Consider the following 26553-nt stretch of genomic DNA (forward strand, 5'->3'; position numbering starts at 1 on the left):
CGCCGTCCACTCCGTCGCCGGGCGGGAGGATGCCGGCGACGGAGTGGACGGCGGTGACTTCGAGGGATTCCTGCCGGGTGAGGGGCGGGAGGATGCCGGGGAGGCGCTCGGCCAGCATGGTCTTGCCGGCGCCGGGCGGTCCCGAGAGCAGGAGGTGGTGGCTGCCGGCGGCGGCGACTTCGAGGGCGCGGCGGGCTCGGTGCTGGCCGGCGACGTCGGCGAGGTCGGGGCCTTCGGAGGGGTCGGCGGCGTCGGCTGCGAGTCCGGTGCCGAGGCCGGCGCCGGGGACGAGGAGTCCGGCGAGCATGGCGTCGGGTCGGCCGGCCTCGGTGGGTTCCTCCTCGGGGACGGGTTCGCCGGTGAGGACGGCGATGAGCTGGCGGAGGCTTCGGACGCCGAGGACGGACACCCCGGGCACGAGGGCGGCCTCGCCGGCGGTCTGCTCGGGGACGACGACCTGGCGGTACCCGGCGTCGGCGGCGGCGAGGACGGCGGGGAGGATGCCGCGGACGGGCCGGACGCGTCCGTCGAGGCCGAGTTCGCCGATGAGGACGAGGTCGGCGATGGCACGCGGGTCGACGCGCTCGGCGGCGCCGAGAACCGCCGCCGCTACGGCGAGGTCGAAACCCGACCCGCCTTTCGGTACGGATGCGGGGCTGAGTCCGACGGTGAGTTTCTTCTGGGGCCATTCGGCGCCGGAGTTGACGACGGCGGCGCGGACCCGGTCACGGCTCTCGGTGAGGCTCTTGTCGGGGAGGCCGACGAGGGTGAAGGCGGCGACGCCGGGTTCGAGGTCGGCCTGGACCTCGACGACGACACCTTCGACGCCGACGAGGGCGACGGAGCAGGTGCGGGCGAATCCCATCTCAGGCCACCCCCTGGGCGTGGGTGAGGAGCGGGGCGCCGCGACGGGGCAGGACGATGCCGATGAGGTCGATGCGGACGCCGCCGAGCGGGGCGGGGATCCCGCTGCGGTCGAGCCAGCAGGCGGCGAGGCGCCTGAGCCGGTCCGCCTTGCGGGGTGTGACGGCGGCCATCGGGTGTTCGTACGCGCCGTCGCGCCGGGTCTTGACCTCGCAGATGACGAGGGTGTCGCCGTGGCGGGCGACGATGTCGATCTCGCCGGTCCGGCCGCAACGCCAGTTGCGGGCGAGGATGTGCATGCCGGTCGCGGTGAGCCGGCGGGTGGCCAGCTCTTCTCCGTACCGTCCGAGTGCTTGGGTCCTGTTCATGCGGTACCACCTCCGTCACCGAATGTGACGGAGCGGGTGGGATCGCGTGCGGCGCTGTGGACGGCGGGGGATCTGTGGAAAACCGGCTCACCCTCGCGGGCGAGGTCGGTTCAGCTGCCGGGGAGTTCGAGGTCGCTCTTGTTGAGCTCCTCGATGTTCACGTCCTTGAAGGTGAGAACACGGACCTGCTTGACGAACCTGGCCGGTCTGTACATGTCCCAGACCCAGGCGTCGGCCATGCTGACCTCGAAGAAGACCTCGCCCTGGACCGAGTGCACCTGCATCTCGTAGTCGTTGGTGAGGTAGAAGCGCCGCTCGGTCTCGATCACGTATTTGAACAGCCCGACGACATCGCGGTACTCCCGGTAGAGCTTCAGCTCCATCTCGGTCTCGTACTTCTCGAGGTCCTCGGCACTCATGGCATGTTCCCCTTCAGCCGTGCGTCCCCCTATTGTGCGCCAGGCGGACGCGCCCCTAAACGATTTCCGGGGCGAGAACCACCGGTGCACACGGAGGTCCCTCGTCGAGCAGCGTGCGCAGCAGCTCGGCGAGTCTGGTCGGGTACACCGTCTCACGGGCCGCCGACAGTTCGGCGGAGGTCCACCATCTGAGGCCCGCGAGGCTGCGGTTCTCCAGCTCGGTGAGGGCCTGGGGCCGGGGCGTGGCCTCGGTCCTCCGGGTGCGGGCGAGGTAGTACCACTCGTCCTGGTCCCAGCGGCGCCCGTCGAAGGGGAACGAGCAGTACCGCGTCCAGAGCACGGGCCCGAGGTCGACGTCGGTGATGCCGGTCTCCTCGGCGAGCTCGCGCAGGGCCGCCTCCTGCCGGGTCTCGTCGCCCTCCAGGCCGCCGCCGGGTGTGAACCACCAGGTCTGGTCGGGGTGGTCGGGCTCGTAGCCGTGCATGAGGAGGATGCGGTCGTCGGGGTCGAGCAGGACGACACGCGCGACCCGCCGGACCTCCGCCTGCGGACCGGTGGCCGGACCGGTGGCCGGACCCGTGGCCGGGCCGACAGCCGGGCCGGCACCCGGCGCGGTGCCGAACTCTCCGCCCGGTTCGGCACCTGGCCCCTGCGTCTGCCGCGCCGTGGAGTCCGTCATGTACCCACCTTCTCTCGCGCCCCGGGAGCGGTGCCCGCCGGCCGGCCCTTCGTGAGCCGGCCCACGCGCCGTACCACCGGCCCGTACGCTCCCCCGGCCAGCACCAGCACGGCTCCGGCCGCGATCGCGCCCAGGAGGGGCATGACGGGCCCGGGCTCCGAGATCCCCCCGGGAAGGCCGGCGAAGCCCGTGGGGCGGTCCAGGAGGCCCTTGGCGGGCCAGACCACGGCGTCGACCCTGGCGACCACGGAGGAGCGGGGCACGGAGCCCTGTCCTGCCTCCTCCATGTGCGTACGGGAGTCGAGCGAGGTGTGCCGGTCGTCGCCGAGGAGGAAGAGGTTGCCGGCCGGGACGGTGACGGAGAACTCGGTGCCGGAGGCGATGGTCCTGCCGCCCGGTCCGGGCCGCAGATAGGGCTCGTCGACGGGCTTGCCGTTGACGGTGAGGCGGCCGTCCGCGCCGCAGCAGGCGACGGTGTCGCCGCCGACGGCGGCGACCCGCTTGACCATGGGTGCGTTGCCCCAGAGGGGGTCGGTGAAGACGACCACGTCTCCGCGCCGCACCTCGTCGCCGTCGACGCGCTGGGCGAGGATCTTGGATCCGACGTCGAGGGTGGGCGTCATCGAGTCGGTGGGGACGGAGTACGGCTGGTAGAGCAGGGCTCCCCAGACGAAGCCGCCGAGGAAGAGCACACAGCCGACGGCCACGGCCAGCCCCGACAGCGCGCTGCCGAGGCGGCCGTGGCCGCCCTTGGTCCGTATGTTTCCGCTCATGTGCGCACCCCGGTAGGTCTGTCGGCGGACCGTTGGTCTGTGGACGGTCCGGGACGGCACCCTACCCGCGGGTCACTACTCGGCGGTATGCCGTGCGGCGACCTTCTTCCGGCGCCACAGGACCAGCGGGAGCGCTCCGGCGAGGCCGGCCGCGCCGAGGGGGGCGGCGCCCAGGGCCTTGTTGAGCGCGGGGTTGTCGAAGATGTCGGGCACCGGGAGCGTGGCCCAGCGGGTGACGGGCCAGGCGATGACGACCGCGCGGCCCACGACCTCGTCGTTGGAGACGGTCCCGCCACCGGGAAGCTGCTGGTGGAAGCGGGAGTCGAGGGAGTTCTGACGGTTGTCGCCCATGACCCAGATGCGGTTCTCGGGGACCTTGATCGGGCCGAAGGAGTCCTGGCAGGGGACGGAGCCGGGGTAGAGGTACGCGGTCTCGTCCAGGGCCACGCCGTTGAGGATGACCTTGCCGCCCTCCTTGCAGGACACGGTGTCGCCGCCGACGGCGATGACCCGCTTGATGAGGTCCTTCTCCTCGGCGGACGGCATGAGGCCGATGAAGCTGAGGAACTTCTGCACCACGTTGGGCGTGGGCGTCTCCTGGCCCTCGAGCCAGCCGCCCGGGTCGTGGAAGACGACGACCTCGCCGCGCTCGGGCTCGGAGCCGAACCAGGGGGTCAGCTTGTCGACGAGAACCCGGTCGCCCCGCTGGAGGGTGTTCATCATCGATTCCGAGGGGATCGAGAACGCCTGCACCAGGAAGGTCTTGATCAGCAGGGCGAGGACGAGCGCGATGCCGACGAGGAGGGGCAGTTCCTTCCAGAAGGAACGCGGCTTCTTGGGGCCCTGGCCGGAGCCGCCCGCCGTCTCTTCACCGTCGTCCGGCGTCCCGCCGTCCGGTGCCCCGCCACTCGGCGGCTGCGCCTGCCCGTCATCCGTCACGTCGTCACCCGTCGTGTCATCGCCGAAGGCCCCGCCGGCCCTCTTGTCGGGCTCATCGTGTCCGGATCGTGCGCCGACGGCCAAATCCCCCACATCCACTCCTCAGTCCGTGCGATCGCCTGCCCCGGAACAGGGACAGGCCCACCACTCCCATAACGAGCAGAAGTTCCGCAGGGGTCGGGAGCCCGGGGAATCCGTTGAGATTCCGCTGGGACACACTATGCGACGTACCGAGCGCGGACTCGGAACCCGTACGGGCGTCCGGTACGGCGGCGAAGGTCCCGCGTTCCTCCAGGCCCCGCCAGTGTGCGACGGGCCAGGCGATCACCACCGCACGGCCCACGACCTGCTCCTCCGAGACGGTGCCGTGGTCCTTCTCGTCGAGGTGGAAGCGGGAGTCGGCCGAGTCGGAGCGGTGGTCGCCGAGGACGAAGATCCGGCCCTGCGGGACCTTCACCTCGAAGGGGATGGTCGACGGCTCGTTGCCCGGGTGCAGATACGGCTCGTCGAGCGGTACGCCGTTGACGGTGATCCGCCCGTCCTTGCCGCAGCAGCGGACGGTGTCGCCCCCGACGCCGACGACCCGCTTGATGAGGTCCCGGTCGTCGGCGGAGGGCAGCAGCCCGATGAAGGTGAGGGCCTGCTTGGCCTGCTTGATGCCGACCGGGTCGTCGGCGGGCGGCGCGGCCTCCTGCTGGAGCCAGTTGCCGGGGTCCTTGAAGACGACGACGTCGCCGCGCTGCGGGCGGGAGCCGAACCAGGGCGTGAGCTTGTCGACGAGGACCCGGTCGGAGATGCGGATCGTCTGTTCCATGGAGCCGGAGGGAATGACGAACGCCTGGACCAGGAAGGTCTTCAGGACGAGCGCGATGAGGACGGCCACCGTGACCAGGATGGGGATCTCCCGGATGGCGGAGCGCTGCCTGCGCCGCTTGACCTTGCGGGCGAGCCTGCGCCGCTCGGCCCGGCCCGGCAGGGGTGCGGCCTGCTCGGGTCCCCGGTCGGGGGCGTGCCCGGCGCCGCCCGGCGGTCGTCCCCGGCTACCCATGGGGTGCCGTCCCGTGCCCGCCGGCCGGCGCTCCGGGGACGGCGTCGAATGCGTCGGTCTCCTGGACCGTGGACCAGCGGCCCAGGGGCCAGGCGATCCAGTCGGCGCGGCCGACGACCTTGTCGACGGGGACCATGCCGCCGCCGGGGTTGCCGAGGTGGTCGCGGGAGTCGCTGGACTGGCTGCGGTGGTCGCCCAGGACCCAGAGCTTGTCCGGCGGGACGACGATGTCGAAGGGCACGCTGGACGGCTGGTCGCCGAACATCACGTAGCGCTCCTCGACGGGGACGCCGTTGACGGTGAGCCGGCCGTTCCTGTCGCAGCAGACGACCCGGTCGCCGCCGATGCCGACGACCCGCTTCACGAAGTCGGTCTCGTCGGGTTCGGCGAGCCCGAGGGCGGCCGCCCCGTCGTGCAGGAGACCGGTGACGGGATTGCCCCGGGGCTGTTCGCGTACGAAGGATCCGGTGCCGTCGAAGACGACGACGTCGCCCCGGGCCGGCTCACTGCCGAAACGGTACGCCAGCTTGTTGACCAGGATTCGGTCGCCGACCTGGAGGGTCGGTTCCATGGAGCGGCTGGGGATCAGGAAGGGCTGCATCACGAAGTGGCTCAGGAGCAGCAGGAAGGTCACGCAGGCGCCGCCCAGGAAGGCCGTGCGCCGCCAGGAGGAGGTGCTCCTCGCACTCCCGGCGTCGGCCGTGTCCTCCCCGTCCCCCGTGTCCCTCGCGTCGTTCGTGTCCGCGGAAACGCGCGCGGAGCGCGACCCGTCCTCCGTACCGGAAGAGGGGTCGCGCTCCGTGTGCTGTGCTTCGGTGTCCATCGGTGGCAGAGCCTATCCGGACTGCCTGTGCGAGGGCTCGGAAGCGTCGAGCGTGCCGGGAGCCTGAGCTCAGCGGTCGCGCTTCTCCTTGATCTTGGCAGCCTTGCCGCGCAGCTCACGCAGGTAGTAGAGCTTGGCGCGACGGACGTCACCGCGGGTCACGAGCTCGATCTTCTCGAAGATCGGGCTGTTCACCGGGAAGGTGCGCTCGACGCCGACGGAGAACGAGACCTTGCGGACCGTGAAGGTCTCGCTGACGCCCGAACCCTGGCGACGGATGACGACGCCCTTGAACTGCTGGATACGCGAGCGGTTGCCTTCGATGACGCGCACGTGGACGTTCACGGTGTCGCCGGGGCGGAAGGCGGGGAGGTCGGAGCGGAGCGAACCCGCGTTGACCTGGTCGAGCAGGGAGGCCATGGAGGTCTCTTTCCTCGCTGATGCCACAGGTCATCAGCGGTACGTTCGAAGTGATTCGGAAGATCGTCCGTTCCTGGCGGCGTCGTTCCCCCTGTGGCAGGGGCGCGCGCCGGACGGACGACAGCGGCCTATTGTTCCACGTCGTCGAGCTTGCGCCAAAATCGGCCGCCGGGCTCGGGCGCCCAGCCCATCATCGAGAGGATCTCGCGGTCCTTCTTGTCGAAGGCGGCCGGGTCGCAGCGCTCGATGAGATCGGGCCGGTTGGCGGCGGTGCGGCGGAAGGCCTCGTCGCGCCGCCAGCGGGCGATCCTGCCGTGGTGCCCGCTGAGGAGGACGTCGGGGATGCCCCGGCCGCGCCACTCGGGGGGCTTGGTGTAGACGGGGCCTTCGAGGAGGTTGGCCATGGCGCCGGGGGCGAAGGAGTCGTCCCGGTGGGACTCGGCGTTGCCGAGGACGCCGGGCAGGAGGCGGGCGACGGCCTCGGTGACGACGAGGACGGCCGCCTCGCCGCCGGCCAGGACGTAGTCGCCGATGGAGACCTCGTAGACGGGCATCCGGGTCGCGTACTCGTCCATGACGCGGCGGTCGATGCCCTCGTAGCGGGCCGGGGTGAAGATCAGCCAGGGCCGCTCGGAGAGCTCGACGGCGAGCTCCTGGGTGAAGGGGCGTCCGCTGGGGGTCGGGACGACGATGACGGGACCGTGGGCGCCGCTCTCGTAGCCGTCGGCGAGCGTCTGGTCGAGCGCGTCGCCCCAGGGGTCGGTCTTCATGACCATGCCGGGGCCGCCGCCGTACGGGGTGTCGTCGACGGTGTTGTGCCGGTCGTACGTCCAGTCCCGCAGGTCGTGGACGTGGACGTCGAGCTGTCCGCGCGCGCGGGCCTTGCCGACGAGGGAGACGTTCAGCGGCTCGAGGTACTCGGGGAAGATCGTGACGACGTCGAGCCTCATGCCTGGCCCTCACCGGACTCGTCGTCGGACGCCTCGTCGGACTTCTCGCCGGACTCGTCGCGGGAGGAGACGATCTCGGCGCGGTCGTCGATCAGGCCGGGCGGCGGGTCGATGACGGCCCGCTGCTCCTCCAGGTCGATCTCGGTGACGATCGACTCGACGAACGGGATCATCAGCTCGGTGCCGTCGGGGCGCTCGACGATGAAGAGGTCCTGGGACGGCAGGTGGGAGATCTCGGTGATGCGGCCGATCTCGGTGCCGTCGGCGAGCACCACGTCCAGGTCCATGAGCTGGTGGTCGTAGTACTCGTCCTCCTCCTCGGGCATCTCCGTGGGGTCGACCTCGGCGATGAGGAGGATGTTGCGCAGGGCCTCGGCGGCGTTGCGGTCGCGGACGCCCTCGAAGCGCAGCAACAGCCGGCCGCTGTGCACCCGGCCGGTCTCGATGGTCAGCGGCCCGGCGGAGGCCGGGTCGGTGAGCAGTACGGCACCGGGGCCGAGCCTGAGTTCGGGCTCGTCCGTGCGTACCTCGACGGTGACCTCGCCCTTGATCCCGTGGGCGCGGCCGATCCGCGCGACTACCAACTGCACTGCTCCACACTCTCCTGTCACACAGCTCGTACGACGCGAACGACAACGGGCCGGGGTGGGCTCTTAAGCCCTCCCCGGCCCGTGCCGGCACAACTAAGGTGATGCTGCCGGCCTGCTCAGCGGACCTGGTCCACGTCGACGAGGTCGACCCGGATGCCACGGCCGCCGATGGCGCCCACGACGGTACGCAGCGCGCGTGCGGTGCGGCCGTTGCGGCCGATCACCTTGCCGAGGTCGTCCGGGTGGACCCGGACCTCCAGCACGCGGCCGCGGCGCAGGGTGCGCGAGGCGACCTGCACGTCGTCGGGGTTGTCGACGATGCCCTTCACGAGGTGCTCGAGAGCCTCCTCGAGCATGATCAGGCCTCGGTCGACTCGGTGGACGCGGCCTCGGCCTCGTCCGCCTTCTTGTCGGCCTTCTTGGCCTTCGGGGTGATGGCCTCACCCTTGGCCTCGTCGCCCTCGAGGGTCTTCGCGAACTCGTCGAACGAGGCGCGCTTGGCCTCCTTCGTCGCGGGGACGAGCAGAGCCTTCTCGGGGGCCGGGAGGCCCTTGTGCTTCTGCCAGTCGCCCGTGAGCTTCAGGATGGCGAGAACCGGCTCGGTCGGCTGGGCGCCGACGGACAGCCAGTACTGCGCACGCTCGGAGTCGACCTCGATACGCGACGGGTTGTACGTCGGGTGGTAGAGGCCGATCTCCTCGATCGCGCGACCGTCCCGACGGGTGCGGGAGTCGGCGACGACGATGCGGTAGTGGGGCTGGCGGATCTTACCGAGGCGCTTGAGCTTGATCTTGACTGCCACTGGAGTGGTGTCTCCTGGTCTTGACGTGGTTGGGCACTTTGAGATGCCACGTGGGGTTGCGGTACTCGGATGCCCGATGGACGCGTCAGCCGGAGGAGAGAGGGGTCCTGTGCGACTGTCGAGTACAGCTAGCCATTGTGCCACACACCGCGAGGTCAGCTCGCGGCGCCCACGGTCTCCGGGATGCGGAAGGGCTTGCCGCAGCCGCCGCAGACGATCGGGGCCTGGGCGAGCACCGAGGGCACCACTCGCACGTTGCGTCCGCAGTCGCAGACGGCCTTGACGCGGACGCCTCCGCCCGAGGAGCCGTGCCGGGCGGCCGGTCCGCGGAAGGAGCGCTTGGTGTCGGCCGCCGTGGCGACCGTGTGGGCCTTGAGGGCGCGCTGGAGCCGCTCGATGGTGGGGCGGTAGCGCCGCCTCGCCTCGGGGTTGAGCGTGACCAGGGAGAAACCGCTGCTGGCGTGCGGCTCCTCGGGGTGGTCGAGGCCCATCTCCTCGGCGATCGCGAGGAATCTGCGGTTGTGATAGCGGCCGGCGCGGGAGGTGTCGCGGACACCCCGGGCGGCGGCGATGCCGTGGACTGCCTCGTGGAGCAGTCGTTCGAAGGAGAGTTCGGCGCCGCAGGCGGACGAGGACTCTCCGATCAGGGACTCGGGCGCGGCAAGATCGGGCAGCTCGGGGTGGTGCCGCTGAATGTCGGCCCACGCCTGTGCCAGCTCTGCGGCGAGAACAGGTGGTGTCGTGCTCACGTCGCGTACAACGAGCCGAAGTGCCCCCGGGTTCCATTCCGGGGCATCCCAAATATTTTGCACGTACCCGTCAGTTGCCATTGATGTGTCGTGACGAGGGCCAGTGCGCCGATCTGCGGAGAAGCCACGCAGCGGGCGTCAAGCTGGTGCGTAGTGGCGCATACGCCCCGGCGTGTAGCCATGATGCGCGCGCCCCTTGGGGAACGGCCCCCCGGACGAACCGGGAAGCGTGGCAGGGACATTACCGGGTCGCTTCTCTCCCGGACGAATCGGTGCGGTGCGACCACTGGACGCGGCACGGGATGCGCAGTTCCCTGGCTACGGGGGGTCGTCGTCCGAGCACGGATTGGGGCAGTTTTCCATGACACCTACGCTCGTCCCGCACCACCCCGCGCGCGACTGGGCCGAGATCCAGGAACGGATGCTCGTCCCGCTCTACGAGGCGGTGTACGACCGCCTCGGCGTGGGCGCCGGAACCCGGGTCCTGGGCCTCCGCTGCGGCTCCGGCCTGGCGCTTCTCATGGCTGCGGCGCGGGGCGCCCGGGTGGCCGGCGTGGACCGGGACCACGCGCGCGTGGAGCTGGCGAGGGAGCGGCTCCCCGAAGACGTGACGGTCACGGAGGAGCCCCCCGAGGGAGCCACGTACGACGTGATCACGGCCTTCCACACGACGGACGCGCTCCTGCCGGAGCTGGTGGCACTCACCCGTACGGCCCAACCGGGCGCGACGGTCGTGCTCGCCGGCTGGGGGCCGCCGGAGCGGTGCTCCACGGAGGCGGTGCTGCGGGTCGCGGCCCGGCTCGCGGACCGCCGGCCGGGCCTCCGGACGGACCTGGAGGGTCTGGTGGCCGGGGCGGGGCTGCGGCCGGCCGGTTCGGGACGGGTGGCCTGTCCGTTCGGATACGCCGACGAGGGCAGCGCCGTGCGCGGGCTGCTGTCGACGGGCGCGTTCGACGAGGCCGTGCGGGCGACGGAGCTCTCCCAGGTCGAGAAGGAGATCGAGGAGGCGCTCGCCCCGCACGTGCGCGCGGACGGCACGGTGTGGATGCCGAACGTCTTCCGGTACGTCGTCGCCCGGGTGCCGTGACGGCCGCGCCCCTGGACGCCCGCGCCCCCCGTACGCCGGTGGCCCGTACGCCGGTGGCCCGTACGCCGGCTCAGTCCTCCCGCGCCGCCCTCGTGATGCCCGCCGCGCGGTAGGCGGCGGCCTCCTCCAGGGTCTCGTTCTCCAGGAGCGCGGCGGCCAGCGCGTCCAGCTTGTCGCGGTGCTCGCGGAGCTGCCGTACGGCGCTCTCGTAGCACTCGTCGACGATGCGGCGCATCTCCGCGTCGACGGTGTCGAGGGTCGCGGGGGCCGCCGAGAGGCCGTACGCCTGCTGGGCGTCGCTCGGGATGGCGGTGAGGCGGCCGACGCGCTCGCTCATGCCCCAGCGTCCCGCCATGCCGCGGGCGATGTTGGTGACCTGTTCCAGATCGCTCTCGGCGCCGGTGGTGACGACGCCGAACACGACCTGCTCGGCGGCCATGCCGCCGAGGGCGCCGATGATCCGGCCGCGCAGGTAGTCCTCGGTGTAGGCGTACTTGTCGGAGTCGGGGGTGGAGAGGGTGACGCCGAGGGCGCGGCCGCGGGGCACGATGGTGATCTTGCGGACGGGGTCGGCGCCTGGCTGGAGCATGCCGAGGAGGGCGTGGCCGCTCTCGTGGTACGCGGTGCGGCGCCGCTCGTCGGCGGGCATCACGAGCGGGCGTTCGGCGCCGAGCTGGACCTTCTCCAGGGCGTCGGAGAGGTCGGACCGGGTGACGGCCCTCTGGTCGCGCTTGACGGCGAGGAGGGCGGCCTCGTTGGCGAGGTTGGCGAGTTCGGCGCCGGTCATCCCGGGGGTCGTGCGGGCGACGTGTTCCAGGTCGACGTCCTTGGCGAGCGGGATCTCCCGGGTGTGGATCCTGAGGATGGCCTCGCGGCCGCCCCGGTCGGGCGGGTTGACGTGCACGATCCGGTCGAAGCGGCCGGGCCGGGTGAGCGCGGGGTCGAGGACGTCGGCGCGGTTGGTGGCGGCGAGGACGATGACGCCCTCGGAGCCGGTGAAGCCGTCCATCTCGGTGAGGATCTGGTTGAGGGTCTGCTCGCGCTCGTCGTGGCCGCCCATGCCGGAGCCGCCGCCGCGGGCACGGCCGATGGTGTCGATCTCGTCGATGAAGATGATCGCGGGGGCGACCTTGCGGGCCTCGGCGAACAGTTCGCGGACCCGGGAGGCGCCGACGCCCACGATCATCTCGATGAACTCGGACGCGGAGGCGGAGAAGAACGGCACCCCGGCCTCGCCCGCGACGGCGCGGGCCAGCAGGGTCTTGCCGGTGCCGGGCGGGCCGGCGAGGAGCACACCGCGCGGCATCTTGGCGCCCATCTCGCGGTAGGCCTGCGGGTTCTTGAGGAAGTCGACGACGTCGTTGAGCTCCCCCTCGACCTCGTCGATGCCGGCGACGTCGGCGAAGGTGGTGCGCTTGACCCCGGCCTCCAGCTCGACGGGTTTGGGCGGGGCCTTGCGGCCCAGCATGCCGCCGGCGCCCCCCATCCCGGAGCTCATCCGGCGGGCGATGAAGATCCACAGCGCCACGAGCAGCAGCATCGGCGCGAGCGAGATGAGGAGGTTGGCGAGGAAGCTGCGCTCCTGGACGACCGGCTCCGCGGTGACGGTGACGTTCTGCTTGGTCAGCTGCGCCCACAGGTCGTCGTCGGCGAACGCGGGCCGCTGGGTGACGAACTTGCCGTAGTCGCCCTTGTCACCGTTGGGCAGGGGCTGCTTGTTCTTCAGCTCCCCCTGGATGGCGTCGCCCTTGGAGTAGATCTTGGTGACGTTGCCCGAGCTCACCTGCTTGCTGAACTCGGTGTACGAGATCGTCGGCTCGTCTCCCCGGTTGAAGAACGACAGCACGAGGTTGGCGATCAGATAGACGACCAGGGCGGTGAGGATGAGGCCGCCCCAGCCGCCGGGCATCTTCCGCTTCGCCGGCGGTGGCGGCGGGGCCCCTTCCGAGCGCCAGGGCTGGTCGGTCCGGTCGCGCGGGGGTACGGGGTTGGCCACGTGGCTCTCCTCGGGGCGGCTGTGGCCCCAGTATCGAAGAGCGGGACGAACGCGGCATCGCGGACGGTCCGGAGGGATGAAAAGGGGCCCAGGGCGGTTTCGTACCGCTCCGGGCCCCTCACACCGTCCTGGGCGCGCGGCCCGGTCAGCTCATCAGCTCATGAACTTCTTGAACTCGTCCGGCAGCTCGAAGTCCTTCGGGGTCTGCCCCGGCGCCGGAAGGCCGAAGGCCCCGCCCTGCTGCGCCTGGTCGCGGCGCTCGGCGGCGGCCTGCTCCTCGGCCTTCCGCTTCATCGGGTTGCCGCTCTTGCGCTTGCCCTTGGCCTGCTTGACCTGCTTCTTCTGCCGGCCGGGGCCGCCGCCCATGCCCGGCATGCCCGGCATGCCGGGGAGGCCACCGCCCTGGGCCATGCGGGACATCATCTTGCGGGCCTCGAAGAACCGCTCGACGAGGCCCTTGACCGCGCTGACCTCGACGCCGGAGCCCTTGGCGATACGGGCGCGGCGCGAGCCGTTGATGATGGTGGGGTCGTGGCGCTCGCCCGGGGTCATCGACTTGATGATGGCGGCCGTGCGGTCGACATCCTTCTCGTCGATGTTGGCGATCTGCTCCTTCATCTGGCCCATGCCCGGGAGCATGCCGAGGAGCTTCGAGATGGAGCCCATCTTGCGGACCTGCTCCATCTGCGCCAGGAAGTCGTCGAGCGTGAACTCCTGGCCCTTCTTCGACGCGAGCTTCGAGGCCATCTTGGCGGCCTCTTCCTCGTCGAAGGTCTGCTGCGCCTTCTCGATGAGGGAGAGCATGTCGCCCATGCCGAGGATGCGGGACGCCATGCGGTCCGGGTGGAACGCGTCGAACTCGTCCAGCTTCTCGCCGTTGGAGGCGAACATGATCTGCTTGCCGGTGACGTGCGCGATGGAGAGCGCGGCGCCACCTCGGGCGTCGCCGTCGAGCTTGGAGAGCACGACGCCGTCGAAGCCGACGCCGTCGCGGAAGGCCTCGGCGGTGTTGACCGCGTCCTGACCGATCATGGCGTCGACGACGAAGAGGACCTCGTCGGGGCTGACGGCGTCGCGGATGTCCGCGGCCTGCTGCATCAGCTCCTGGTCGATGCCGAGGCGGCCGGCGGTGTCGACGATGACGACGTCGTACATCTTGGTCCGCGCGAACTCGATCGAGTCCTTCGCGACCTGGACCGGGTCACCGACGCCGTTGCCCGGCTGCGGGCCGTAGAAGGCCACGCCCGCGCGCTCGGCGACGACACCGAGCTGGGTGACGGCGTTGGGGCGCTGGAGGTCGCAGGCGACGAGCAGCGGGGAGTGGCCCTGGCCCTTGAGCCAGAGGCCGAGCTTTCCGGCGAGGGTGGTCTTACCGGCACCCTGGAGACCGGCGAGCATGATCACGGTGGGCGCGGTCTTGGCGAACCGCAGGCGCCGGGTCTCGCCGCCGAGGATGCCGATGAGCTCCTCGTTGACGATCTTGATGACCTGCTGGGCAGGGTTGAGGGCCTGCGAGACCTCGATGCCGAGGGCGCGCTCCTTGACCTGCTTGATGAAGGACCGGACGACCGGCAGGGCGACATCCGCTTCGAGCAGCGCGATACGGATTTCGCGCGCGGTGGCGTCGATGTCCGCCTCGGACAGACGGCCCTTGCCGCGGAGGTTCTTGAAGGTCGCTGCAAGGCGGTCGGAGAGGGTATCGAACACGGCGGTCGCGGATCCTCGGTGTCGGGGGCGGTCGGATTGCCCTCCAGGGTATCGGGCCGCTCGAAGTGTGTGCCCCCGCCCGCCGAATCCGGCGCGCGGGGGCGGTGGCGAACGGGGCTCAGCGGAGCGCCGACTCCAGCGCGCGCGCCAGGTCGATCGCCTCCTCGTCCGGCAGCAGGGAGCCGTCGGGGCGGGTCACGTACAGGGTGTCGACGGCGTTGGCGCCGAGCGTCGAGACGTGCGCGCTCCGCACGCGTACCGCCGCGCCCTCCAGGGCCCGGCCGATGCGGTGGAGGAGGCCGGGCGCGTCCTGGGCGCGGACCTCGATGACGGTGGCGAGGCGGGAGTCCGCGGCGGCGACGGTGACGCGGGGCGGCGGGGCGGTGAGGCCCCTCCGGCGCGGGTACGCGGCCTCGCGTTCGGCCAGGCGGGCGGGGATGTCGAGCGAGCCGTCGAGGGCGCGGACGAGGTCGGCGCGGAGCCGGGCGGCCTCGGGCAGGGAGCCGTATTCGGCGGCGACCCGCCAGTCGAGGACGAGGACGGGTCCCGAGCCGGCGCCGAGGTCGAGCGGGAGCTCGACGGCGCGGAGGTCGGCGGCGCGGACGGTGAGCCGGTGGAGGGCGAGCACGCCGGCGACGGCGGGCAGGACGCCCGGCTGGTCGGGCAGGGCGATGACGAGTTCGACGCCGACCGGTTCGGGTTCCTCCGGTTCCGCGACGACCGGTTCGGTGTGGAGGGCGAGGACGGGTTCGCCGGTGCGCAGGGCCTCGATGGCGAGCCGTTCCTGTTCCGCGCTGGGGGCGGCGGCCTCGGGGTCGGGCGGGGTCTCCCCCGCCAGGACGCCGGCGACCCGTTTGACCAGGTCGGCGACGAGTGAGGCGCGCCAGGCGGACCAGGCGGCGGGTCCGGTGGCGAGGGCGTCGGCCTCGGTGAGGGCGTGCAGGAGTTCCAGGGTGCCGAGGGTGCCGACGGCGGTCGCGACGGCACGGACGGTGGCGGGGTCGTCGAGGTCGCGGCGGGTGGCGGTCTCGACGAGGAGCAGGTGGTGGCGGACGGCGGTGGCGATGGTGGCGACGTCGGTGCGGTCGAAGCCGATACGGGTGGCGAGGTCGCGGGCGATGGTCTCGCCGGCGACGGAGTGGTCGCCGGGCCAGCCCTTGCCGATGTCGTGGAGGAGGGCGGCGACGAGGAGGAGGTCGGGGCGGCCGACGCGGCGGGTGAGCGAGGAGGCGCGGACGGCGGTCTCGACGAGATGGCGGTCGACGGTCCAGGTGTGGACGGGGTTGCGCTGGGGGCGGCAGCGGACGCGTTCCCAGTCGGGCAGGAGCCGGGTGATGATCCCCTCGGCTTCGAGGGCTTCCCAGACGGGGACGGTGGCCTCGCCCGCGCCGAGCAGGGTGACGAGTTCCTCGCGGGCCTCGGCGGGCCAGGGCACGGGCAGCGGGATGGCGGTGGCGGCGAGGCGGCGTACCGCGTGCAGGGAGATCGGCAGGGCGGACTGGGCGGCCGCGGCGGCGGCCCGCAGGGGCAGGACGGGGTCGCGTTCGGGCCGGGCGGCGCGGGCGAGGACGACCTCGCCGTCCATCTCGACGACGCCTTCGGCGAGCGGGGTGCGCTCGACGGGCGGTTTCCCGGTGGCTGTCCGGCCTGCGCCGCCCCGGCCGGACAGGAGGGCGCGGAGGCGGGGCCGGGCGGAGCGGGCCTTGAGGACGCGGTTGACCTCGCGCCAGGTGACGTCGGTGGCGTACGAGATGGTCCGGGCGGCCTCGTACACCTCGCGGAGCAGGGTGTCGGCGTCGAGGAGGCCGAGTTCGGCGGCGACGGCGTCCTGTTCCTGGAGGGCGAGCCGGTCGGTGGCGCGTCCGGTGGTGAGGTGGAGGGCGTCGCGGGCGTCGAGGAGGCGGCGGCGGGCGCTGTCGAGGCCCTCGCGGGGGGCGTCGGCGAGCCAGGAGGCGGCGACGGCGCGGAGGACCTGGGCGTCGCGGAGGCCGCCCCTGGCCTCCTTGAGGTCGGGTTCGAGGAGGAACTGGAGCTCCCCCATGCGTTCGGCGCGTTCGCGGCAGAGTGCGTCGAGTTCGGGGAGGCGCCTGGGGGCCTGGTTGCGCCAGTCGGCGAGGACGGTGGTGCGCAGGGCGGCGACGAGTCCGTGGTCGCCGGCGAGGGGCCGGGCGTCGAGGAGGCCGAGGTGGACCTTGAGGTCGTCGGCAGCGGTGGCGCGGGCCTCGGCGGCGGTGCGGACGGAGTGGTCGAGGGCGAGTCCGAGGTCCCAGACGGGGTACCAGATGCGGTCGGCGAGGGCGGCGATCGCGGCCGGGTCGGCGCTGCCGTCGTGGAGCAGGAGGAGGTCGAGGTCGCTGCGCGGGGAGAGCTCGGCGCGGCCGTAGCCGCCGACGGCGACGAGGGCGACCCCGCGGAGTGGTGCGGCGGCCGCGAAGAGCGCGGCCAGCCAGTCGTCGGTGAGCCGGGCGAGGGCGGCACGGCGCGGCGGCCCGGACCGCTCCTTCTCGTGGAGGAGGAGCAGCCGGGCCGCCGCGTAACCGCCGGGTCCCGAATCTTCGGTCTCTTCGCTGACTTCGAGGCTCGTCACCCGGCGGCTCCTTCGTTGCTTACGGTGCGTCCGGACCGCTGTCTACAGGGCGTCCGGACCGCGTTCGCCGGTGCGGACGCGCACGGCGGTCTCGACCGGCACGCTCCACACCTTGCCGTCTCCGATCTTGCCGGTTCGGGCGGCCTTCACGACGACGTCGATGAGCTGTTCGGCGTCCTCGTCCTCGACGAGGACCTCGATGCGGATCTTGGGGACCAGGTCGACCGTGTACTCGGCGCCCCGGTAGACCTCGGTGTGGCCGCGCTGGCGGCCGTAGCCGCTGGCCTCGGTGACGGTGAGGCCGTGGACGCCGAACGCCTGGAGGGCCTCCTTGATCTCGTCGAGCCGGTGCGGCTTCACGACCGCGGTGATGAGCTTCATGCGTCCACCTTCTTGTTCTCCGTGACGGCCGGGGCGGGGGCGGCGGTGGAGCGCGAGGACGCGCCGCCGCCGGCTCCGCTGAAGTCGTACGCGGTCTCGGCGTGCTCGACCTGGTCGATGCCGGAGACCTCGTCGTCCTCGCTGACCCGCATGCCCATCGTCTTGTCGATGAGGAGCGCGAGGATCGCGGAGGCGATCAGAGAGTAGGCGAGGACGGCGAAGACGCCGATCGCCTGCTTGCCGAGCTGGTCCAGGCCGCCGCCGTAGAAGAGGCCCTTGGCGTCGGACTGGACGCCGCCGGTGGCGAAGAGGCCGACGAGGAGGGAGCCGAGGACACCGCCGACGAGGTGGACGCCGATGACGTCGAGGGAGTCGTCGTAGCCGAACTTGTACTTGAGGCCGACGGCCATGGCGCAGAGGAGACCGGCGATGACGCCGATGGCGATCGCGCCGAGCGGGCTGACGGCGCCGCCGGACGGGGTGATGGCGACGAGGCCGGCGACCGCGCCGGATGCGGCGCCCAGGGTGGTGAAGGAGCCGTGGCGGATCTTCTCGTACGCGAGCCAGGCGAGCATGGCGGCGGCGGTGGCGACCTGGGTGTTGACGAACATCACCGCGCCGACGCCGTCGTCGTTGCCGAGCCACGAGCCGGCGTTGAAGCCGAACCAGCCGAACCAGAGGAGACCGGCGCCGAGCATGACCAGCGGGAGGCTGTGCGGGCGCATCGGGTCCTTCTTGAAGCCGACGCGCTTGCCGATGACGAGGATGACGCCGAGGGCCGCGGCGCCGGCGTTGATGTGGACCGCCGTGCCTCCGGCGAAGTCGATGACGCCCATCTCGAAGAGCCAGCCGCCGGCGCCCCAGACCCAGTGGGCGACGGGGAAGTAGACGACGGTGACCCAGAGGGTGATGAAGAGGGCCCAGGCGGTGAACTTGACGCGGTCGGCGAGGGCGCCGCTGATCAGGGCCGGGGTGAGGATGGCGAACATCAGCTGGAAGACGGCGAAGACGTACACCGGGATGGTGTATCCGTCCCAGAGTTCGGTGACGCCGATTCCGCTGAGGCCGACGTAGTCGGAGGACCATCCGATGATCGAGCCCGAGTCGGTGCCGAAGGCGAGGCTGAAGCCGAAGAGCACCCACAGGATCGTCACGATCCCGAGGCTGATGAAGCTCATCATCAGCATGTTGAGGGTGGACTTGACGCGGACCATGCCTCCGTAGAAGAAGGCGAGTGCCGGGGTCATCAGCATGACCAGGGCGGAGCAGATGAGCATGAACCCGGTGTTGGCGGCGGACAGCTCGGGGGCGTCTGCTGCCAGGGTCGTGATGGCTGGTGCCATCGGCGTCTCCTCGTCGTCGAATACGGCCTGTGCGGGGCGGGGCCGGAGGGCGGCTGCGGCCGTGAGGGGTGGCCGGTTATGAGCCAGAGATTCGCGCAGGGCGGTTTCCGCCGATGCCGCTCGATGTTTCCGAGCGGTGACGAAGGGGTGGGGCGTGTTACGCGACCGTGAACGGCCGCATCACAGCGAGGTAACGCCCGTGTCCTCCGCACAGGGGAAACGGGCCTGGAACGGGGCCCACGCCAGACGAGAGACGGCCCGGGGCGCGGTTGCCCACGGCACAGGAGAAGCAGGCCGGGGAGCGGTGCCCACCGCACACGGGAAACACGGCGGGGAGCGATGCCCACGGCACACGGGAAACAGCCCGCGGAATGGTGCCCACGGCACACGAGGACCGGCCGCGCCTGGCGTCCGTGTGACCTTGCGGCGGGGGAGCCGAGTCGGGCAGTACGGGACGTCCGGCGCGGCCGGAGTACGGGTGGCGCCGGGGCGCCGGGTGGGTCAGACCGCTTCGGCGGCCTCGGGGAGCAGCTGGGTGAGCCGGTCGGTGAGGTGGACCACCTCGGCGACGTCGCTGTAGTTGCGGGCGGCGTGGTCGACGGTCTTGCGGAGTCGGGTGTTGACCCGCTCGGAGCGGATGCTGCGGGCGACCCCGAGGGCCTTCTCGGCGAGGACGACGGACTGCTCGGGCTCGCGCTTGAGGAGGTGGACGGTGGCCATGCCGATGAGGTTCAGCGCATACGACCGCTGGTGGTCGGGGTCCTTCTCGAAGAGCTCGACGGCCCGCTCCATGACCGGTTCGGCGAGCGAGGCGTACGTCGGGGAGCGTCCGGCGACGTAGGCGAGATCGCGGTAGGAGTGGGAGTTCTCGCCGTTGAGCTCGGCCTCGGAGAAGAAGCCGATCCAGTCGGGCTCGGGCTCGCCGTCGAGGCCGACGTCGGCGAAGGTGTCCTCGGCCATCCGGACGGCCCGCTTGCACTTGGAGGGCTGCCCCATGTTGGCGTAGGCGCGGGCCTCCATCGCATACAGCATGGCCTGGGTGCGCGCGGTGGCGCAGTCCCGACTGCCGTACTGGGCCAGATGGATGAGTTCGAGGGCGTCGTCGGGCCGGCCCAGGTGGATCATCTGGCGGCTCATCGAGGACAGGATGTACGAGCCGAGGGGCTTGTCGCCGGCTTCCTTGGCGGCGTGCAGGGCGAGCACGAAGTACTTCTGGGCGGTGGGCTGGAGGCCCACGTCGTAGCTCATCCAGCCGGCGAGTTCGGCGAGTTCGGCGGCGCAGGTGAAGAGGCGCTTGGCGGTGGCGGCCGGCTGGGGCTCCTGGAGGAGGTCGGTGACCTCGTGGAGCTGGCCGACGACGGCCTTGCGGCGCAGCCCCCCGCCGCACTGGGCGTCCCACTTGCGGAACATGGCGGTGGTGGATTCGAGGAGGTCGAGTTCGATCTCGGAGAGCCGGTTGGGGCGGCGGCCGTCGGTGAGCGGGTCGGGGCGGTCGAGGTCGCCCGCGGGGGTGGGGACGAGCCAGCGCTGCATCGGTTCGATGAGGGCGGGTCCCGCGGCGAGCGACAGGGACGAGCCGAGGAAGCCGCGGCGGGCGAGCATGAGGTCGCTGCGGGAGAACTCACCGAGCAGCGCGACCGTCTGCGGTCCGGCCCAGGGCAGGTCGACGCCGGAGACGGAGGGCGACTGGTGGGCGGCGCGCAGGCCGAGGTCCTCGATGGCGACGACGGAGCCGAAGCGCTCGGAGAACAGCTCGGAGAGGATCCGCGGGATGGGCTCGCGCGGCTGCTCGCCGTCGAGCCAGCGACGGACGCGCGAGGTGTCGGTGGAGATGTGGTGCGCGCCCATCTGGCGCGCCCGGCGGTTCACCTGGCGCGCGAGTTCGCCCTTCGACCAGCCGCTGCGCACGAACCACGAACCCAGCTGCTCGTTCGGGCGCTTGCCGGCAGTCGTACCGTCTGCGCCGTTGCCGCCCACAGGAACGCCCCCATCCACCTGATTGCCTGTCATGTGAACCCCTACCAGAATGCCGTGTCCCGCGGCACCCGTCCGGCGTTCGTGCTCCTTCGAACTGGAAACCGGGTTGCCTCCGGCATACCCGCGTGCGCAAGCGACCCCGGGGGTTCGAGTACTGAAAGTAATCCTACGATCACCCCTCCACGAGGGCGATTCAAGAAACGCCACCATTCGCCACCCCTTCGAATGAACTCGCCGCCCGCGGAACGCGATTCACTTGACATGCGACGAGCCGGAGTCGGCGGACGGATGCGCGGAGAGGCGCGCGCACCGGCCCGCACCACCCCTCGCACGACCGCGCGCCACTCTCGGCGACGGACCCCGTGACGAAGGGTGACGACGGTGCTCCGGGTCGTAACCACCGGCGCGCTCGACCCGTTGGAGGGGACATGGGTTTCACGATCGGCGGCATTCGTGAGATGCGGTCCGGCGCACGCCGCCGCGTTCGCGCCACGGAGTGCACAGCGGTGGCCGAGTACACAGGGCTGTGGGGCTGGGACGTGGTGCCCGGAGCGCGGGCCGTCTCCGGCCAGTGCTCCTGCGGGGATCCGGCGTGTACGGCCCCGGGCGCGCACCCCCTCTCCTTCGCGGAGCCGGTCCCGGCCGGCGCCGGCCTCGACGACGCGACCAAGGCGTGGTCGGAGTACCCCGGCGCGGCACTGCTGCTCCCGGTGGGCCGGGCCTTCGACGTGATCGAGGTCGCCGAGGCCGCGGGCCGCCGGGCGCTCGTCCGGCTCGAGCGCATGGGACTGCCGCTGGGCCCTGTGTGCGCGACGCCGACCGGCCGGGCGCGGTTCTTCGTGGCGCCCGGAGCGGCGGCGGAGCTTCCGCAGCTGCTCTACCGGATGGGCTGGGACGACGCCGATCTGGATCTGCACTGCCTGGGGCCCGGCACCTACGTCACCGCTCCCCCGTCGGACCTGGGCGGGCTCGGTCCGGTGCGCTGGCTGCGGCCCCCGACGCTGGACACGGCGGGCGCGCCGCCGCAGGCGCGCCTGCTGCTCGGCACGCTGGCGTACATCTGCCACCGCACCCAGTTCTGAGCCCCGGTACGCGGAAGGGCCCTCGCCACCCGGCGAGGGCCCTTCCGCGTGTCGGTACGAGCGTCAGTCGCCGATCAGGGCGTCGACGAATGCGCCCGGCTCGAACGGCGCCAGGTCGTCCGGGCCCTCGCCCAGGCCGACCAGCTTGACCGGGACGCCCAGCTCGCGCTGGACGGCCACGACGATGCCGCCCTTGGCGGTGCCGTCGAGCTTGGTGAGCACGATGCCGGTGATGTCGACCACCTCGGCGAAGACCCGGGCCTGGATCAGACCGTTCTGGCCGGTGGTGGCGTCGAGGACGAGCAGGATCTCGTCGAGCGGGCCGTGCTTCTCGACGACGCGCTTGACCTTGCCGAGCTCGTCCATGAGGCCGGTCTTGGTGTGGAGCCGGCCGGCGGTGTCGATGAGGACGACGTCGGCACCCTCCGCGATGCCCTCCTTGACCGCGTCGAAGGCGATCGACGCCGGGTCGCCGCCCTCCGGGCCGCGGATGGTCCGGGCGCCGACGCGCTCGCCCCAGGTCTGGAGCTGGTCGGCTGCGGCGGCACGGAAGGTGTCGGCCGCGCCGAGGACGACGGACTTGCCGTCGGCGACGAGGACACGGGCCAGCTTGCCGGTGGTGGTGGTCTTGCCGGTGCCGTTGACACCGACGACCATGACGACGCCCGGCACGTCCGAGGGGCTCTCGGTGTGCACCGTGCGGTCGAGGTCGGGGCCGAGCAGGGTGACGAGCTCCTCGCGGAGCAGCGCGCGCAGCTCCTCCGGGGTGCGGGTGCCGAGCACCCGGACCCGCTCGCGCAGGCGCTCGACGAGCTCCTGGGTGGGAGCGACGCCGACATCGGCCGTGAGTAGGGTCTCCTCGATCTCCTCCCAGGTGTCCTCGTCGAGGTGCTCGCGGGACAGGAGCGTGAGCAGCCCCTTGCCGAGCGAGTTCTGCGAGCGGGCGAGCCGGGCCCGGAGCCGGACGAGACGGCCGGCGGTGGGCTCCGGGATCTCGATCGCGGGCGCCGCGGGCTCGGCGACGACGGGGTCCTCGACGGCGGCCGGCGTCTCGACGGCCTCCTCGGCGGGGAGTGCGACCTCCTCGACCGTGCGGCGTGGTTCCTCCCGCGGCGTCTCCGCCTCCTCGCCGACATGCGGTTCGGCGGGCGGAGCGGTGATGGTCGGCGTGGTGGACGGCGGCTCGGCCGGCGGCAGCTGCTTCTTCTTGCGACCGCTGATCACGAGCCCGCTCGTCACGGCGACCGCGACGACCAGAGCGATGACTACAGCAAGGATGAGTTCCATAACTCAACCAGTATGGCGTGACCTCGCCCGCGTCCCCCCGCTCTCCCGGCGGGGGCATGCCCCTCCGGGCCGGGCCGGTCCGCCGTTCGGCCGCACGCCGACGGGAAGCACCTCGGGGCGGAGCCACGACCCGGGCCGTATCGGTCCGGTGCCGGTGCGCGAGGCGTCGGTGCGCGCGGCGCACCCGGAGGGCGCTGCGGCCCCTTCTGTGGGCTGACGCGCCCTTTGCTCGTTAGGGCGCGAATGTACGATGTTCCGACCCCCACACATTCGTACGGAGTACCCCCATGCCCCACGACGCCTCCGAAGCCGCAGGCGCGACGCACGACGGTGCGATGGAGACCCGCGGTCTCGAGCCCGTCCCCGACGCCGAGCGGACCGGCCGGGTCCGCGAGCTGTTCCCGACCTGGGTGGCGGCCAACATCAGTGTGCTGCTGCTCACGATGGGCGCCGGTCTGATCGTCTTCAACGGCCTGAACTTCTGGCAGGTCCTGTCCGTGGCGGTCGCCGCGCCGGTCCTCTCGTACGGGATCGTCGGCCTGATCTCGATCGCGGGCAAGCGGGGCGGCGCACCCGGGATGGCGCTGTCGCGCGCGGTGTTCGGTCAGCGCGGAAACCTCTTTCCCGGCGCGCTGATCTGGGTGGCCCGGTGGGGCTGGGAGACCATCAACGCGGTCACCGGCGCCTACGCGGTGCTGACCGTGCTCGACCTGCTCTTCGGCGTGAAGTCGAACACGTTCCTCATCGTCGTGACGCTGATCCTCTTCGTCACCTGCACCTTCCTCGTCTCGGGGCTCGGGATCAACGCGCTGCGGGTGTGCAGCAAGTGGTCCACGTATCTCTTCGGCGCCTTCTCGGTGCTCGTCCTGGTCCATCTGGTGGCGAACACCGACTGGTCGGCGGTCTTCGACAAGCCGGCCGGTTCGACGGCGATGATGATCGCGGGCATCGGCACGATCGCGGCCGGTGGCATCAGCTGGGTTCCCTCGGGTCCCGACTTCACCCGCTACCTGCCCCGTAACGCCTCGTCGAAGGCGATGGTCGGCTCGACGGTGGGCGGCGCCGGGATCGTCGTGCTGCCGATGGTCCTGATGGGCGCGGTCATGGCGGTGTCGACGCCGGACCTGGCCTCGGCGCAGGACCCGGTCTCCTTCATCGGTGAGCTGCTTCCGATGTGGATCTCGGTGCCGTACCTGGTGATCGCCCTGATCGGGATGCTGCTGATCAACTCGATGTCGATGTACTCGGCCGGGTTCACCGCGCAGACCCTGGGCATCAAGGTCTCGCGCGCGGCGGCGGTCAGCGTCAACGCGCTGATCAGCCTGGTCTTCGGCTTCCTGCTCATGGTGGTGGCGACCAGCTTCATCGGCTCCTTCATCTCCTTCCTGACCCTGCTCGCGGTGGCGTTCTCGGCCTGGATCGGCGTCTTCGGCGTGGACATGCTGCGGCGCCGGTCGTACGACGCGGTGGCCCTCATGGACACCACCCGCACCAGCGCGTACTGGTACCGGGGCGGTTTCGCCTGGCAGGCGATGACGGCCTGGGCGGTCGCGCTGCTGGTGGGCCTCCTCTTCACCAAGGTCGACTGGTTCTCCGGTCCGCTCGCCTCCTCCTGGATCGGCGAGAACGGCCTGGGCTGGGCGGCGACCATCGTGGTGGCGGGCGTGCTGTACGCCGTGCTGCCGCGCACGCCGGCTCAGGAGCCCGTCGAGCCCGCGGAGCACGTCGAGGCCCGCGACACCGTTTCCATCTGACGCCGCGTCAGATAACGTCCCCCTTCGCCGGTATCCCACCAGCGGAGGGGGACTTCCCATGCCGTTCACCGTCGTACGGTTCAACCTCGTCGATCCCCGCGCGACACCCGAGTCCCTCTCCGCCCGCTACCGGGCCGCCGTCGAGATGGCCGTGCACGCCGACGCGCACGGCGTCGACACCGTGCAGACCGAGGAGCACCACGGTGTCGACAACAACTGGCTCCCCTCCCCCTTCGCCCTCGCGGGCGCGGTCTTCGGCGCGACGAGGCGGATCGCGGTGACCGTCTCCGCGATCATCGGGCCGCTGCACGACCCGCTGCGGCTGGCCGAGGACATCGCGGTCCTCGACCTGCTGAGCGGAGGACGCCTGGTGACGGTGGCGGGCATCGGCTACCGCCCGGAGGAGTACGAGGAGCGCGGGGTCGACTGGGGGCGGCGCGGCAAGCTCCAGGACCTGCTCCTGGAGACCCTGCTCACGGCCTGGAGCGGGGAGCCGTTCACGTATCAGGGCCGTACGGTACGGGTCACCCCGAGGCCCTTCACCCAGCCGCATCCGATGCTTCTGGTCGGGGGGTCGTCACGGGCGGCGGCCCGGCGGGCGGCCCGGCTCGGGCTGCCGTTCTTCCCGAGCGCGCACCTGCCGGAGCTGGAGGCGTACTACCAGGAGCGATGTGCGGAGTACGGCGCGGAGGGCTGGACGATGATGCCGGCCGAGGTGACGCCGCTGCTGCACCTGTCGGAGGACCCGGACCGGACCTGGGCGGAATACGGGGAGCACTTCCTGCACGAGGCGCGGACGTACGCCTCCTGGCAGTCGAAGGACATCCGCTCGGCGGTGCGGTCGACGGCGACGACGGTGGCGGAGCTGCGCGCGGAGGGGGTCTACCGGGTCGTCACTCCGGAGGAGTGCCTGGCGCTCGGCCTGGAGAGCCTCGTGCTGCATCCGCTGTGCGGCGGGATGCCGGTGGAGGAGGGGTGGCGGAGCGTGCGGCTGTTCTGCGACGCCGTCGTGCCACGGCTCACGGCCTGAGCGCGGAGGACCACGGCGCACCGCCCCGGCTCACGGCCTGAGGGCGGACGATCGTGACGCACTGCCCCGGCTCACGGCCTGAGGTCGGACGACCACGACGTACTGCCCCGGTCCGAGGCGTGAGGCCTCGGGCCGGGGCAGTTCCGTGGGTGAGGAGAGGGGCAGCGGGGATTAGCCCATCTCCTCCAACGCCTTGCCCTTGGTCTCCTTGACGTACCTGAGCACGAAGGGGATCGAGAGCACGGCGAAGACCGTGTAGATGACGTAGGTGCCGGAGAGGTTCCAGTCCGCGAGGGACGGGAAGCTGGCCGTGATGGCCCAGTTGGCGATCCACTGGGCGGAGGCGGCGACACCGAGGGCGGCGGCGCGGATCCGGTTGGGGAACATCTCGCCGAGGAAGACCCAGACCACCACGCCCCACGAGAGGGCGAAGAAGAGCACGAAGACATGGGCGGCGATCAGCGCCACGACGCCCTGCGTCTCGGGGAGTTTGCCGTCGACGAGGTCGGCGGAGAAGGCCCAGGCCTCGAAGGCGAGGGCGATCGCCATGCCGACGGAGCCGACGAGGGCGAGCGGCCTGCGGCCGACGCGGTCGACCAGGACCATCGCGATCACGGTGCCGATGATGTTGATGATCGACGTGGTGAACGAGTAGAAGAACGAGCTCGACGGGTCGATGCCGACGGACTGCCAGAGGGTCGCGGAGTAGTAGAACGCGACGTTGATGCCGACGAGCTGCTGGAAGACCGAGAGTCCGATGCCGACCCAGACGATGGGCAGCAGCTTGAAGCGGGAGCCGACGGTGAACAGGTCCTTGAAGGTGGACTTGTGCTCGCTGCGCATGGCCGCGTCGATCTCGGCGACGCGGTGGTCGAGGTCGACGCCCCTGCCCTCGACC

At 71.5% G+C, this 26553-nt stretch carries 26 protein-coding genes; 4 read left to right on the plus strand and 22 right to left on the minus strand.

Translation table 11 applies throughout. The annotated features are described in order from the left end of the window. The 14 genes from AOK00_RS08315 to AOK00_RS08380 form a co-directional block, all read right to left on the minus strand. Positions 1–865 (minus strand): magnesium chelatase domain-containing protein (locus tag AOK00_RS08315; RefSeq protein ID WP_173861523.1); only part of this gene is annotated, 865 nt, incomplete at its 3' end. Between the two features lies 1 nt (position 866). Then, on the minus strand, positions 867–1232 hold the full coding sequence (locus AOK00_RS08320) for a YraN family protein (RefSeq protein WP_055599671.1): 366 nt from the start codon (positions 1230–1232) through the stop codon (positions 867–869). A 110-nt stretch (positions 1233–1342) separates the two neighbouring features. Further along, positions 1343–1651, minus strand: coding sequence for a DUF2469 domain-containing protein (locus tag AOK00_RS08325; RefSeq protein ID WP_005311352.1), 309 nt, complete (start codon positions 1649–1651; stop codon positions 1343–1345). A 55-nt stretch (positions 1652–1706) separates the two neighbouring features. After that, a complete protein-coding gene (locus AOK00_RS08330; protein WP_301554191.1) occupies positions 1707–2330 on the minus strand; it encodes an NUDIX hydrolase in 624 nt (207 codons plus the stop codon). Beyond that, entirely contained in the window at positions 2327–3103 is a 777-nt protein-coding gene (lepB, locus tag AOK00_RS08335; protein WP_055599672.1) for a signal peptidase I, read from the minus strand. The genes AOK00_RS08330 and lepB (AOK00_RS08335) overlap by 4 nt, the downstream gene beginning before the upstream one ends. 75 nt (positions 3104–3178) lie before the next feature. Continuing rightward, entirely contained in the window at positions 3179–4126 is a 948-nt protein-coding gene (lepB, locus tag AOK00_RS08340; protein ID WP_055599673.1) for a signal peptidase I, read from the minus strand. Next, complete coding sequence (lepB, locus tag AOK00_RS08345) at positions 4095–5090, minus strand: signal peptidase I (protein WP_055599674.1); 996 nt, start codon at positions 5088–5090, stop codon at positions 4095–4097. Before lepB (AOK00_RS08345) ends, lepB (AOK00_RS08340) begins: the two co-directional genes overlap by 32 nt. Then, on the minus strand, positions 5083–5913 hold the full coding sequence (gene lepB / locus AOK00_RS08350; protein WP_055599675.1) for a signal peptidase I: 831 nt from the start codon (positions 5911–5913) through the stop codon (positions 5083–5085). The genes lepB (AOK00_RS08345) and lepB (AOK00_RS08350) overlap by 8 nt, the downstream gene beginning before the upstream one ends. Before the next feature lie 69 nt (positions 5914–5982). After that, a complete protein-coding gene (rplS, locus tag AOK00_RS08355) occupies positions 5983–6333 on the minus strand; it encodes a 50S ribosomal protein L19 (protein ID WP_015036473.1) in 351 nt (116 codons plus the stop codon). A 128-nt stretch (positions 6334–6461) separates the two neighbouring features. Beyond that, positions 6462–7283, minus strand: a complete 822-nt coding sequence (gene trmD, locus AOK00_RS08360) for a tRNA (guanosine(37)-N1)-methyltransferase TrmD (protein ID WP_055599676.1) — start codon at positions 7281–7283, stop codon at positions 6462–6464. Beyond that, a complete protein-coding gene (gene rimM, locus AOK00_RS08365) occupies positions 7280–7873 on the minus strand; it encodes a ribosome maturation factor RimM (protein WP_055599677.1) in 594 nt (197 codons plus the stop codon). The genes trmD and rimM overlap by 4 nt, the downstream gene beginning before the upstream one ends. A 116-nt stretch (positions 7874–7989) precedes the next feature. Further along, positions 7990–8229 (minus strand): RNA-binding protein, encoded by a 240-nt coding sequence (locus AOK00_RS08370; protein WP_003980229.1) that lies wholly within the window; start codon positions 8227–8229, stop codon positions 7990–7992. Positions 8230–8231: 2 nt separating this feature from the next. Beyond that, complete coding sequence (gene rpsP, locus AOK00_RS08375; protein WP_055599678.1) at positions 8232–8675, minus strand: 30S ribosomal protein S16; 444 nt, start codon at positions 8673–8675, stop codon at positions 8232–8234. A 155-nt stretch (positions 8676–8830) separates the two neighbouring features. Continuing rightward, a complete protein-coding gene (locus tag AOK00_RS08380) occupies positions 8831–9424 on the minus strand; it encodes a hypothetical protein (protein WP_024755886.1) in 594 nt (197 codons plus the stop codon). A gap of 361 nt (positions 9425–9785) precedes the next feature. Between AOK00_RS08380 and AOK00_RS08385 the strand changes: the two genes are divergently transcribed. Further along, complete coding sequence (locus tag AOK00_RS08385; RefSeq protein WP_055599679.1) at positions 9786–10511, plus strand: class I SAM-dependent methyltransferase; 726 nt, start codon at positions 9786–9788, stop codon at positions 10509–10511. Between the two features lie 70 nt (positions 10512–10581). Here the strand turns inward: AOK00_RS08385 and ftsH are convergent, their stop codons facing one another. The 6 genes from ftsH to nsdA all read right to left on the minus strand — a co-directional run bounded on the left by ftsH (position 10582) and on the right by nsdA (position 20502). Continuing rightward, positions 10582–12507 carry an ATP-dependent zinc metalloprotease FtsH gene (gene ftsH, locus AOK00_RS08390; protein ID WP_055599680.1) on the minus strand — a complete coding sequence of 642 codons (1926 nt, stop codon included), beginning with the start codon at positions 12505–12507 and terminating at the stop codon, positions 10582–10584. A gap of 153 nt (positions 12508–12660) precedes the next feature. Beyond that, a complete protein-coding gene (ffh, locus tag AOK00_RS08395; RefSeq protein WP_055599681.1) occupies positions 12661–14214 on the minus strand; it encodes a signal recognition particle protein in 1554 nt (517 codons plus the stop codon). A 118-nt stretch (positions 14215–14332) separates the two neighbouring features. Next, positions 14333–16801: a [protein-PII] uridylyltransferase gene (locus tag AOK00_RS08400; RefSeq protein ID WP_055599682.1), complete on the minus strand. Its 2469-nt coding sequence runs from the start codon at positions 16799–16801 to the stop codon at positions 14333–14335. Positions 16802–16843: 42 nt separating this feature from the next. After that, positions 16844–17182, minus strand: a complete 339-nt coding sequence (locus AOK00_RS08405; RefSeq protein WP_015036464.1) for a P-II family nitrogen regulator — start codon at positions 17180–17182, stop codon at positions 16844–16846. After that, entirely contained in the window at positions 17179–18525 is a 1347-nt protein-coding gene (locus AOK00_RS08410) for an ammonium transporter (protein ID WP_055599683.1), read from the minus strand. Before AOK00_RS08410 ends, AOK00_RS08405 begins: the two co-directional genes overlap by 4 nt. A 501-nt stretch (positions 18526–19026) precedes the next feature. Continuing rightward, the gene (gene nsdA, locus AOK00_RS08415; RefSeq protein WP_055599684.1) at positions 19027–20502 is read right to left on the minus strand and encodes a transcriptional repressor NsdA; all 1476 of its coding nucleotides are present in this window, start codon (positions 20500–20502) and stop codon (positions 19027–19029) included. Between the two features lie 428 nt (positions 20503–20930). Between nsdA and AOK00_RS08420 the strand changes: the two genes are divergently transcribed. Then, positions 20931–21584, plus strand: a complete 654-nt coding sequence (locus tag AOK00_RS08420; RefSeq protein ID WP_055599685.1) for a bifunctional DNA primase/polymerase — start codon at positions 20931–20933, stop codon at positions 21582–21584. Between the two features lie 63 nt (positions 21585–21647). On the opposite strand, the gene ftsY is transcribed toward AOK00_RS08420, so the two are convergent. Next, positions 21648–22871 carry a signal recognition particle-docking protein FtsY gene (gene ftsY, locus AOK00_RS08425; RefSeq protein ID WP_055599686.1) on the minus strand — a complete coding sequence of 408 codons (1224 nt, stop codon included), beginning with the start codon at positions 22869–22871 and terminating at the stop codon, positions 21648–21650. Positions 22872–23158: 287 nt separating this feature from the next. On the opposite strand from ftsY, the gene AOK00_RS08430 reads away from it, so the two are divergent. Together AOK00_RS08430 and AOK00_RS08435 are read left to right on the plus strand one after the other, a co-directional pair. Next, complete coding sequence (locus tag AOK00_RS08430) at positions 23159–24625, plus strand: cytosine permease (protein ID WP_055599687.1); 1467 nt, start codon at positions 23159–23161, stop codon at positions 24623–24625. A 58-nt stretch (positions 24626–24683) separates the two neighbouring features. Further along, complete coding sequence (locus AOK00_RS08435) at positions 24684–25655, plus strand: LLM class flavin-dependent oxidoreductase (protein WP_055599688.1); 972 nt, start codon at positions 24684–24686, stop codon at positions 25653–25655. A 171-nt stretch (positions 25656–25826) separates the two neighbouring features. Here the strand turns inward: AOK00_RS08435 and AOK00_RS08440 are convergent. Further along, the coding region (locus AOK00_RS08440) for an MFS transporter (RefSeq protein ID WP_159041703.1) at positions 25827–26553 on the minus strand (727 nt) is incomplete at its 5' end.

Origin of the sequence: Streptomyces aureus (assembly GCF_001418135.1) — a bacterium.
In the GTDB taxonomy this organism is placed as follows: Bacteria; Actinomycetota; Actinomycetes; order Streptomycetales; family Streptomycetaceae; genus Streptomyces; species Streptomyces aureus_A.